Here is a 10,706-nt window from a genome sequence, read left to right on the forward strand (position 1 = left end):
ACCGATTCGACAACCCAGATGGTATTGACTTCCTTGAGTCATCTATGCTATAAATGATGACTGCAAGGACGTATAGCTCAGTTGGTTAGAGCGCATCGTTGACATCGATGAGGTCCGCCGTTCGAGTCGGCGTACGTCCATTTTGTTGATACATACTGCTGGTAAGGCTTTTAGGAAACAAATCATGTCCTAACAGCCTTATTTCTGCGTCTACTCACAGGAAATTACGTGCTGGTTTGGCTGGTCTATCGCCCACCATTTCACCCACTGTTTTATGCACGTCGAAAAGCGCGGAAAGAGCCTATTGAGTAGGTTTACACACGATGCCAAGCACTACAGCTTCAGTTTGCCCAAACAGAAAAAAACATTCACGATTCCCGAACTGCAAGCCATTCTCATAGCCTTTGCTAATCATTCCCAATATTACCATTACACCAATTTTGTGATTTTTCTGGTTTCCACTAGCTGTCGATTTGGCGAAGCTGCTGGGCTGCGATGGAAACATCTAGCGGCTGACTTCTCTACCGTGTGGATTGGGGAAATTATCAGCCGAGGTCATCAAAACCAGAAAGGGACTAAGACAGGTAAATCTCGCACCATTCAATTACCCCCTGGCGGACGATCGATGCTCGCAGATAAATTCGATCGCCTCAAGCCTCAATCGGACGATCTAGTATTTCCTAGCCCTAAAGGATTGGCAATCGACGATCGCCGATTCAGGGCTAGAGCGTGGAAAAAGATCCTAGCTAGCTGCAAGATCGAGTACCGGGTTCCTTATAATCTCAGACATTCAGGTATTTCCCACGCCTTATATGAGGGTGCAAATCCGATCGCTCTTGCCGAACAAACCACAAACCGGACACGATAAGCGGGTTCTACTCTCCACATACGCTCATGCGCTCGTGCAATCGATCGAAAGTGCCTGTTTGTGGATTTTAGCAAGCTAGACTCATAGGTCGTCTAGTACTTCATGCGATCTAATATCGCTCGCTCGCATTTTAAAGACTTTTTCAGCAAGTCCTATTTAAGTAACTACCGATCGACCGACGAACGGTTTAGACACAAAAAAGCTAGAATCTAAATTCTTGAACTACCGTTAATCTAAGATTCAAAGGATTCTTGCGGCGCGGCAATAAGAGCGATCGATCTCAAAATCATGATAATTATATGCAAATAATAGATCGCCTATTTACTAAAATTGGGGTTGGATACTGGCGACAATCGCCAAGCGATGTGGCAGATCGAGCCTAATTTCAAATGGTAATCAAAGTATGCGATCGGGTTGAAAACACTATCTGTAAGTAAGTACAGCCACTTCTATCGGTTGTTTGGCAATTATGGCTGCTAAATTAACCGCTCGAACATACTTGCCAAAAACCAAGGAAATGTAATAGACTCTTCGTAGTTATTAAAAATAATTCGCAATAGGCGAGAGTACCCGATCCAGTTGGTCGCAAAAAATATTGGTGTTAACGCTCCAAGCCGCGATTTTCTAATAGTCCCACATTTTCCCAATCTCATCTGCCGATTGATGACAGAATTTTGGCAGTTCGATGTCGGGTTAGATTGTTATGCCTAGTGAGATTTAGAGTCAATGCTAATCCAAATCCATAATTTACAATCCAAAATTTAAACTAATCACGCGCCATGTCAGGAAATCGAAGAAACAATTTAACGGTAATGGATACGCTCACAGCGATTTTGGTCGGTTTGGGCATTCCTGAAGACACGCTCGGGGAAGACACCCTCATCCACGCACATTTGGGGCTAGATTCTGTAGAGACAGTCAAACTTTCCCTAGAATTGAAGCGCGAACTCGATCTCGATCTCAAGCTAGGAACGCGCAAAGATCTCACATTGGCAGAAATTTGTCAGATGGTAGTCGCACCCTTGCCAGCTCGATCTGCGTAATTTTAAATTGCCAGTTTAGTTCTCGATCGCCAGAAATTTTAAAATGAAAACTATATCTACCAGCTTGCCCGATATCTTTAACGTGGCGGCTCATTTTCTCGAAGCTAATTTAGCCCCAGATCGGCGCGATCGCATTGCTATTTACTACCGCGATGATACTTACACTTATGCTCAAGTGCATAGTTGGGTGCGCCGGATGGCTAAATTGTTGGCCGGATTGGGCATGGATCGCGAACGGCGGATTGCGATTTTATTACCGGATACGCCAGAGTTCGTGTTTGCCTTCTGGGGAGCGATTTGGTTGGGAGTTATACCAGTCCCGATTAATACGGCTTGTACGTTAGCAGACGTGCAGTATATTCTCCAAGATTGTCGCGCCCAAGTATTGGTGACAGATCGATCGTGGTTGGAACGGTTGGGTACGAGTTTCGTTCCGTTCGCGGAGCGTCTGCCTCAGCAGAAAGGCTCCGCCAACGAGTCGCCATTCTTGCAACACGTTGTGCAAATTGATGGAGATCGATCCTTAATCTCCCTACTGAGCCAACAGGATGAATCAGTCGATTGGGTACAAACCGATCGTGAAGAACCCGCATTCTGGCTGTATACGTCTGGCAGTACCGGACGACCGAAAGGCGCGATCCATCTGCATCAGAGCATGGTAGTTTGTGCCGAAAGTTATGGCAAAGAGTTGGTCGGCTTACAGGCAGATGACATCATCTATTCTGTTGCCAAAATGCCTTTTGCTTATGGATTGGGGAATACATTGTACATGCCGATGTCCGTAGGTGCGGCTGCCATTCTCTCCGATGCGGCGAATGCCTTTGATATCATTGCCGATATTCAAACTTACCGACCGACGGTATTATTTGGCATTCCAGGTATTTATGCTGGCATTCTATCCGTAGATGAGATTGCCCCCCTCGATCCAACTTCATTACGATTGTGCCTCTCCGCCGCCGAACAACTGCCCCCAACAATCTGGCTCAAGTGGCGAGAAATGTATGGGCTGGAGATTTGCGAAGGCATCGGGACGACAGAGTTATTGCATATTTTTCTCTCTAATCGACCAGGGGAATGCCGTCCGGGCACTTCCGGTCGTCCTGTGCCCGGTTATGATGTGCGCGTGGTAGACGATCGCGGATTCACCGCCCCAGATGGTGAAATTGGAGCCTTAGAAGTAGCGGGCGAGAGTCTGATGCTGGGTTACTGGAACCGTTTGTCCGCAACGCGATCGGCTCTATATGGGACGACGATGCGGACGGGGGATAAATATGTGCGTGATGCCGATGGTTATTTTCGGTTCATGGGGCGCAATGACGACTTTTTTAAGGTCAATGGGATGTGGGTATCGCCGTTTGAAGTTGAAGATGTTTTGCTCCAGCATCAAAGCGTGCTAGATGCGGCGGTGGTACCGAGTGATGAAGATTTGACTCAGGTAATTGCCTATGTCAGTCTCAAAGCTGAATTCATACCCTCGATCGAGCTAGAACGCAGTATCCGCCAAGCGGTTAAGGCACAATTGCCCCCATTCAAAGTTCCCAAAAGTATCCAGTTTTTGGACGCGCTACCGCGCACGCCGACGGGAAAGGTCCATCGTCAAGCATTGTTGAAAACTGAGCGATGCGGTTAGGAACCGCGCGATTAGGAGCCGCGCGGTTGAAACCGCCGCTCATGTTGCGAAGTCCGCCTACGCGGACTGGGAAATTATACCAATTCCATATATTACTGCTACACATCTTTACCCCTCCCAACCTCCCCTTATAAAGCGGATGCGCGCTCGTCGGGTTCCCCGACGGTTAAGCGCACCAAGCAGGGGAGGAGCCAGTCTCTAGAGATGATCTGTAGTCCCAGCTTTTAGTCCGCGTAGGCGGACTTCGCAACACGAGCAACGACTGGAAGTCGTTGACAGCCACTATTCACTATCCACTATCCACTAAATAACTACTTATGTTTTCCACAGACACTCAGCCACTCGTATACCATGAATTGTTCGTCCCAGAAACTAAAGATCCGCAATCTTTATTACAAAATCTGTTAGATATTGGTTTATTTTCCAGTTATATGCTGTATGAGGGCGATCGCCAGACGCGGATTGCGGGGAATACCTTAGCCAGTATTGCGGTGAGTACTGATACTGTGACTTTAGATTATTTAGGAGAAATCGAGTCGCGATCGATTGTCGGCGATCCGCTCCAGCAGGTAGAGCAAATGCTGGCATCATTACCGATTGAAAATTGGACGGCATATGGTTATGTGGGTTTCGATATAGCGCGGTTTTATTCGAGTTATAGTAAAGCGATCGAGCAACCTTTACTGTATTTTTCGATTCCTGAAACCGAACTCCAGATTACAGAAAAAGGGATTCGGATTAAGAGCGTCAAATCTCTAACCAAAATTATCGAAGCTCTGGCGATCGAGTGTCCGTTGCGGAATTATACCGCCACCCCGCCGACGCTGGATTTTGCCGATCGCGAACATTATCAAGCTAAAGTAAGTGAGATGGTGGATGCAATTCAAGCCGGACATTTGCACAAAGCCATTATCGCTCGATCGGTCAAAGTTAAAGGACAGATGGATCTCCTGGGTACCTATCGTCTGGGTACCGAGAGTAATAATTCAGCGCGATCCTATTGTTTTCAGTTCGATGATGTCAGTGCGGTGGGTTTCAGTCCTGAGATTTTGATGACTGTGGATGCCGATCGATTTGCGATCACCAATCCGCTGGCGGGAACTCGTCCGCGATCTGAAAATCTAGAGCGAGACGAGCAGTTAAGTCGCGAGTTATTTACCGATGCGAAGGAGGTGAAGGAACACGCACTTTCGATCTGGCTGGCTCAAGATGAAATAGCTGCGCTGTGCGTACCGGAAAGCGTGCGGGTATTGGATTTTATGGAGGTGAAGCAATACCGCTGCGTTCAACATCTTTCATCTCGCGTTGGTGGCGAACTTCAGCCCGATAAGACACTATGGGATGCGTTGAAAGTGTTATTCCCTGGGATTACGGTTTCGGGAATTAATAAACAAGCCGCATTGGAGTGGATCGATCGCTTGGAAACGGAACCACGAGGGCTGTATGCGGGTGGAATTGGTTGGATCGATAGTCGCGGTACAGCGGATTTAGCGATCGCCATTCGATCGGCTTATCAGTACGGTGACACGATTCATTTCAACGCTGGCGCGGGAATTGTGGCTGAGTCAGTACCGGAGCATGAGTATATGGAGTCGGTGAATAAGATGAATACGATGTTGACAAATTTGGTGTTGAAATCAGTTGACAGCTAAAAATCCGTAGGGGCAGGTCGATCCTATTGCGTTCAAACCTGTCCCGATCCACTTCCGATAAATTGAACCGATATATCGGTAAGATAGATTTGGGTAAAGGTACCGTTACCTTTGAATTTGTTGGAGAAATCCGGCTCGATCGTAAAATTATGCGCTCAAATGTCGATCCTCAGAAAATTGAACAACTCATGAAAGCATTGGGTAGAGAAGCTCGTGGTTCAGGTTGTATCTATTTTACAGGTGGTGCTAGTGCTCTACTGATTGGGTAGCGTAGTTCTACAGTCGATATCGATATTCGTCTAGATCCCGAACCTCCAGGTATTTTTCAAGCTATCGCCAAGCTCAAACAAGAATTGGATATCAACATCGAACTGGCTTCCCCACAAGACTTCTTACCTCAGCTTCCTGGATGGCGTGACAGAAGCGTCTTCATCGGACGGCAAGGTGAAATTTCATTTTATCATTATGATTTCACAGCCCAAGCTCTTTCCAAACTATCGAGAGGATATAACCGTGACATTGATGATGTTCTAGCTATGTATGAGCATAAATTATTTACTCTAGAAAAGTTACGTGATTGCTTTGATGCGATCGAATCTGAATTAATTCGATTTCCATCTCTCGATGCCGATCTCTTGAGAAATAAGATCGAACAATTTATCGATCGTTGTGAAAGTACATTAGAGAGGGATAAATAATGGAACTACATGAATTGCCAGGATCGGAGTTAATCTTACCTGGACTAGAAGATCTTTACCATGGCAGAAATAATACGATCGGGTCGCTATTAATCTCGATCGCATCCATCCGTTTAACTGAAGCGGGTTTGGACATTCCGCAGGTGTCTTTAGTGTCAGAGCCAGAACTGGCTTTGTATAATCATCTTCAGATCGATCGCGACGATGCTTATGCTTACTACAATGCTTTATTAAATAGCCTCAACAGCTTTTGTACTGCCCTTGAACTGAAATTCAAATACCAATAAATACGCGGATACCATTAATCAACTCCATCTATTAAATCTTCCAAAGCTTTCATTTTGAGGTCGTCGGCTAAATGTCCATAAGCCTTTTTAAATAATTCTGGTGTCATATTCCTAAGCCAATCATCAGTTATCGTGCTAGATAATTTTAATGAAAACTTTAAGCGTTGGTCGATTTCTGTCTTATCTCTGGATTCTAACTGCCCCATTCGCTCTAACCAACTTCCATCAGCTTTTTTAAAACAGTTACCATCAATTGTAGAAATCTGATTAACTAAAGCATAAGATTTAGCAGTTAGTCCATTTTTACTGTTACTCACGATCGGATAAGTTGTCGATAAACCAGTAAAGGTTGTCTTAGAAGTAAGTGGGATAGTTGTAAATGTTTTTACCGAGTAGTTAGTATCGGCTTCAAATTCATCACTCGTCCAGATAATATGAGGATGAGCACCCCGAAAGACATGACTAGAATTAATAGCTAACGAACAAGAAGCCGTCTGGCACTCAACTTCTCCAGGTTCGATTAGATCGTAAAAATGAATATGACCCATTTTGCAGCGAAGTGAAACTCTGTAGGGATTAATAATATATATCCATCCCTGTCTTGGTCTTTGTCCAGCCACTCTAAACTCCCAATTCCTCAAGCAGCAATTCTCGTTCTAGTGCTAGGTTTAGACGCACTTTTTCCGATCTTTCGTATTTATCCTTAACCGCCAACATTGGTGCAGTTGAGTAAACATACTCTAGGAGTTTATCAACTTTTCCTTGTGCTTCTGGAGATCCCCCTACCCATTCTCGTCTGATATTATCCAACATGAAATGTAACCCTTGGGAAATTTCCAAAGTGCTTATATCGAGGGGTTCAACCCCCATTTGAATTAGGGTGGCTTGCCCTTCCCGTACCTGGACTACTTGACCACTCAAACGGACTAAAGCTGCATCGATATCTTCATGCCAAGGGCCATGATTATAGTAATACCAATCTAGATCGGTCAATTGTTTATCAGTCCATTTAACCGAATAGAGATCTGCTAAATACAGAAATTTAACCAACTGGGTTCTAGTAATATGACCCTTGGTTTGATAAACAAAATATAAAATTAATTTTTCTAACATTGAGCGAGGTTCCACAGTTTAATTACCTCCTTTGCTGAGATCGACTGGCTGTAATAGTTCGCACGATCTAGTAAATTCCATTTTAGCATCTCGATTACCTACAGTACAGCAAAGCTGAACGACCGATCGGGAACTGAGATTACGCGATTTCCCTAAGGGAAGGCTTCGCCAGCGAATCCCCACCCTACAAGCGTTCGATCGACCACAATCGATCGGCGATGCTCTGATATAGCCCAAAACGTTGCTCCAAATCTGCCTTCTTAAAGGATAGATGAGACTGAAACTCTACGCCCGTCTGTTGAATCATCTGCTTGAATCCAGGGTTATTTTGATAACAAGTGGGATGGAGCGGACAACTAAATGATAACGGGAAGGGTTACTGACGATCGAGCGACTGTCCCAGTTACGTTTAGGATGCCAGATCGACCAGATTTTAGTAAAAATTTTCAATTTCGCCGCTGTCGGGGTTGGGTCGATCGCAGTCTGGTAATAGGACTTCTGCATTGCGGAGGTTGGGGAAAGCATTACCGCCAATGCCGATCGATACCATCGCAATCGCAGAGATTGTCAGCAGGAGCGCGATCCCCGATCCTTGACCAGTACCGAATAGCGGTGCTAAGGCTAAAGCGATCGGACTACCTGAATTCATCAGTGGTTCAAAGATGCGATCGGCTAATACTCCCGCCACCAGACTGGCTAACGCACCAAAGATCGACCCGATCGTATGGGCTGCGGCTAGTACTCGTCCTTGCACTGCTGGCTCTACTTTCGTGTACCAGATGGCATCGGTGGCACTGTAGGCGAGTGGGATGCAAGCTGCGGCGAAAAACTGGGCTAACATCCATACTGGTTGGGTTTGGGATAAACCTAACGTTAGAGTGCCTAAGCCAACGCCGATGAAGGCGATGAGCATCCCTTGAATTTGGCGCGGTACGCCGCCGACGATGCTCAAGACTACTGCCCCGACTACGCCGCCGATTCCGGCGGAGAGCGCGACGGTACTGAGGATTTGGGCATTGCTGCCCGTCCGTGCCAGAATCATCGGTGGGTATAGGGTTTCGGCGGTTTGATAGGCAAATATAAATAGGCAAAAGATGGTGGTAATGGCAACTAAGCTCGGTCTGGCGCGGATGTAGTCGATCCCCCAGAATAGTTGTTGCCAGATGGTTTTACCGTCGCCCCGATCGCTTGGCGAACTTTTGGCTTGCGGAATCCGCACCATTAGCACGGTGCTAATCCCGATGATAAATGTTGCCAGATCGATCGCGATGATGCCCATTAATCCGATCGACGGATACAGACTACCGACTAAAGCAGGGGAGATAATCGTCCCGCCGTACATGATGAGCATTCTCATACTACTGACGCGGCTGTAGTGTTTCCTGTCCACGATCGACGAAATCGATGCGGAAAAAGCTAGCCCCTGGAGTTGTCCGCAACAGCCGTAGATGACGGCTAACCCGTACAGATGCCAGATCTGGAGCAGATCGATCGAGTACAGTAACCCGATCGTTATCGTACATGCACCCACGCAGACATCGCTAAAAATCATCAATTTTTGACGATTGAAGCGATCGATAATTATCCCCGCCAATAAGGAGATCGCAATTTGTGGGAGTAAAAAGAAGAAACTCAGTAGCGCGATCGCTGTTGTGGTCTGAGTCTGTTGCCAAATCCAGATCGTGAGGGCAAATTGGGTCATTTCCGTCCCAATCGCCGATGCCATCTGCCCGCTCCAGAGAATTGTAAAGATACGCACGGCAAAAATTTTGAGGATTAACACAGATGTCACAACATATCGATAATCGATCGCCATGCTCTTGCAATTGTATTTTAGATCGTGATATAGATATTAATATAAATTCTCAATAATAGTTTTGACGATCCAGACTAGCGATCGATCGAGATCGACCTTGTATCCCATAAACCAAAAGAGGATACTGGGAAAGGATATTTTTTCATTCCTAGAAGATTGCCCCGATCGAGGATACCAACTGACCGCACAATAAAGGTTTCAAGAATTATGTGACGATCGTCAACCGTTGAGGTAGGGGCAATTCATGAATTGCCCCTACCTCAATACTCAGTCCTTACCCAGACTCTCAAGCTCATAATTCAAGATAACTGTTTAAATACCTGCCAACATTCTCTAAAATTAATGAGAATAATATTCAAAAATATAGATTAAAAATCGGTATCTACCATGCAATCAGTTAGTATTCGATCGCTTGCCATCAACTTTCCCCAGACTATTCGTACCAACGACTATTGGCTGGAAAAATTCCCCGACTTATTTGCCCAAACCAGACAGCGAGAAGTCAGGCGCACTCCAGCTAAGGACTTAATTCCCATTCCCAGTGGGATCGATCTGTGGTTGCAAGAAGTTACGCCCTTTTTAGCAGATCCGTTCCGAGGCAGCGTCCAACGGCGGGTATTGGCGGGTGATGAGTCATCTCTGATGTTAGAGGCTCAGGCGGCGCAATCGGCACTGACAGCAGCAAATTTGACGGCGGCAGACGTGGATCTGGCGATCGTCTCTTCCCTGTTTCCCAGTGATGTCGGCCCTGGTTTGGCGACTCATCTCGCCCATCAATTGGGATTGAGCTGTCCGGCGTGGAATCTAGAATCTACTTGTGCTAGTGCGTTAATCGCGCTCCAAACCGCCCAGGCTTTCATCCAAACTGGCACCTATCGCCAGATTTTGATTGTGGTGTCGCACATTGGCTCTCAGGCGGTAGATGATGCCGATACGCTCTCGTGGTCGATGGGTGATGGTGCAGCGGCGATGGTGGTAGGTGCAGATCGAACAAATCGCGGCATTCTCAGTACCCAGATCGTCCCGACGATCGCGACTTGCGGGGCATATACTCACGAACTGACGATCGATTCCCAAGGCAACCCCCGCATTCAAACTGGGACGGGGGAAAATGTCAGCAGCCTAGCAGTAACGGCTGCCGATACGGTGCGGGAGTGCTGTCAGTCAGCGGTAGCAGCGGCGGGGATGAGTCTCGACCGCATCGATTATTTTGCGTTTAATACCCCGACGCCTTGGTATGCCAGCGTTTGCGCCAAAGCACTGGGAATCGATCCAGAGCGGGTTATCGATCTCTACCCGACATATGCCAATATTGGCCCAGTTTTCCCCCTTGCCAATCTCTATCACGCGGCGGCTAGTGGCAAAATTCGTCCAGACGATCTGGTGCTGGTATATGCCAACGGTGCGGGGGCAACGGCGGCGGCGATGGTGATGCGCTGGGGCGATGTGGCGTTGGGTAATGCTAGTACTGAATTGGTGACGATCCGATCGAGCGAGAGTTTCGTACCGCCACTTAGTAATGCGGTTGCGAGTGGTGGCATAGGGATTAAAGAGCGACTGTTGACGGTGCCTGTGGGAGATCGTCATGCCATCCTCGAA

Annotated in this window: 10 protein-coding genes, 1 tRNA gene and 1 pseudogene; 8 read left to right on the plus strand and 4 right to left on the minus strand. The window is 46.8% G+C overall.

Annotation, left to right across the window (positions count from 1 at the left end):
• The first annotated feature begins 66 nt into the window (after window positions 1-66).
• The 7 genes and pseudogenes from RMO35_RS16245 (at window position 67) to RMO35_RS16280 (ending at window position 6,178) form a co-directional block, all read left to right on the plus strand.
• Window positions 67-140 (plus strand) — tRNA-Val (locus RMO35_RS16245).
• Window positions 141-274: 134 nt separating this feature from the next.
• Window positions 275-868 (plus strand): tyrosine-type recombinase/integrase, encoded by a 594-nt coding sequence (gene xerC, locus RMO35_RS16250; protein ID WP_309742367.1) that lies wholly within the window; start codon window positions 275-277, stop codon window positions 866-868.
• Window positions 869-1,680: 812 nt separating this feature from the next.
• On the plus strand, window positions 1,681-1,911 hold the full coding sequence (locus RMO35_RS16255; RefSeq protein ID WP_309742368.1) for a phosphopantetheine-binding protein: 231 nt from the start codon (window positions 1,681-1,683) through the stop codon (window positions 1,909-1,911).
• A 43-nt stretch (window positions 1,912-1,954) separates the two neighbouring features.
• Window positions 1,955-3,541, plus strand: coding sequence for a benzoate-CoA ligase family protein (locus RMO35_RS16260; protein WP_309742369.1), 1,587 nt, complete (start codon window positions 1,955-1,957; stop codon window positions 3,539-3,541).
• Window positions 3,542-3,858: 317 nt separating this feature from the next.
• Window positions 3,859-5,193 carry a salicylate synthase gene (locus RMO35_RS16265; RefSeq protein WP_309742370.1) on the plus strand — a complete coding sequence of 445 codons (1,335 nt, stop codon included), beginning with the start codon at window positions 3,859-3,861 and terminating at the stop codon, window positions 5,191-5,193.
• 149 nt (window positions 5,194-5,342) lie between these two features.
• Window positions 5,343-5,891, plus strand: a pseudogene (locus tag RMO35_RS16275) (DUF6036 family nucleotidyltransferase).
• Complete coding sequence (locus RMO35_RS16280) at window positions 5,891-6,178, plus strand: hypothetical protein (RefSeq protein ID WP_309742372.1); 288 nt, start codon at window positions 5,891-5,893, stop codon at window positions 6,176-6,178. The pseudogene RMO35_RS16275 and the gene RMO35_RS16280 overlap by 1 nt, the downstream one beginning before the upstream one ends.
• Before the next feature lie 14 nt (window positions 6,179-6,192).
• On the opposite strand, the gene RMO35_RS16285 is transcribed toward RMO35_RS16280, so the two are convergent.
• From RMO35_RS16285 to RMO35_RS16300, 4 genes are all read right to left on the minus strand, one after another.
• The gene (locus RMO35_RS16285; protein WP_309742373.1) at window positions 6,193-6,726 is read right to left on the minus strand and encodes a type II toxin-antitoxin system PemK/MazF family toxin; all 534 of its coding nucleotides are present in this window, start codon (window positions 6,724-6,726) and stop codon (window positions 6,193-6,195) included.
• 73 nt (window positions 6,727-6,799) lie between these two features.
• Complete coding sequence (locus RMO35_RS16290) at window positions 6,800-7,291, minus strand: type II toxin-antitoxin system antitoxin SocA domain-containing protein (protein WP_309742374.1); 492 nt, start codon at window positions 7,289-7,291, stop codon at window positions 6,800-6,802.
• 184 nt (window positions 7,292-7,475) lie between these two features.
• Window positions 7,476-7,598 carry a hypothetical protein gene (locus tag RMO35_RS16295; RefSeq protein WP_309742375.1) on the minus strand — a complete coding sequence of 41 codons (123 nt, stop codon included), beginning with the start codon at window positions 7,596-7,598 and terminating at the stop codon, window positions 7,476-7,478.
• Between the two features lie 126 nt (window positions 7,599-7,724).
• The gene (locus tag RMO35_RS16300) at window positions 7,725-9,083 is read right to left on the minus strand and encodes an MFS transporter (protein WP_309742376.1); all 1,359 of its coding nucleotides are present in this window, start codon (window positions 9,081-9,083) and stop codon (window positions 7,725-7,727) included.
• A gap of 411 nt (window positions 9,084-9,494) precedes the next feature.
• Here RMO35_RS16300 and RMO35_RS16305 point away from each other — a divergent pair.
• Window positions 9,495-10,706 (plus strand): 3-oxoacyl-[acyl-carrier-protein] synthase III C-terminal domain-containing protein (locus RMO35_RS16305; protein ID WP_309742377.1); only part of this gene is annotated, 1,212 nt, incomplete at its 3' end.

This window comes from Chamaesiphon sp. OTE_20_metabat_361 (assembly GCF_031364565.1).

What these genes read in the sequence shown, in the direction of transcription:
- xerC (WP_309742367.1), top strand. Translation starts at nt 275, where the DNA reads ATGCACGTCGAAAAGCGCGGAAAGAGCCTATTGAGTAGGTTTACACAC.
- RMO35_RS16255 (WP_309742368.1), top strand. Translation starts at nt 1,681, where the DNA reads ATGGATACGCTCACAGCGATTTTGGTCGGTTTGGGCATTCCTGAAGAC.
- RMO35_RS16260 (WP_309742369.1), top strand. Translation starts at nt 1,955, where the DNA reads ATGAAAACTATATCTACCAGCTTGCCCGATATCTTTAACGTGGCGGCT.
- RMO35_RS16265 (WP_309742370.1), top strand. Translation starts at nt 3,859, where the DNA reads ATGTTTTCCACAGACACTCAGCCACTCGTATACCATGAATTGTTCGTC.
- RMO35_RS16280 (WP_309742372.1), top strand. Translation starts at nt 5,891, where the DNA reads ATGGAACTACATGAATTGCCAGGATCGGAGTTAATCTTACCTGGACTA.
- RMO35_RS16285 (WP_309742373.1), bottom strand. Translation starts at nt 6,726, where the DNA reads ATGGGTCATATTCATTTTTACGATCTAATCGAACCTGGAGAAGTTGAG.
- RMO35_RS16290 (WP_309742374.1), bottom strand. Translation starts at nt 7,291, where the DNA reads ATGTTAGAAAAATTAATTTTATATTTTGTTTATCAAACCAAGGGTCAT.
- RMO35_RS16295 (WP_309742375.1), bottom strand. Translation starts at nt 7,598, where the DNA reads ATGATTCAACAGACGGGCGTAGAGTTTCAGTCTCATCTATCCTTTAAG.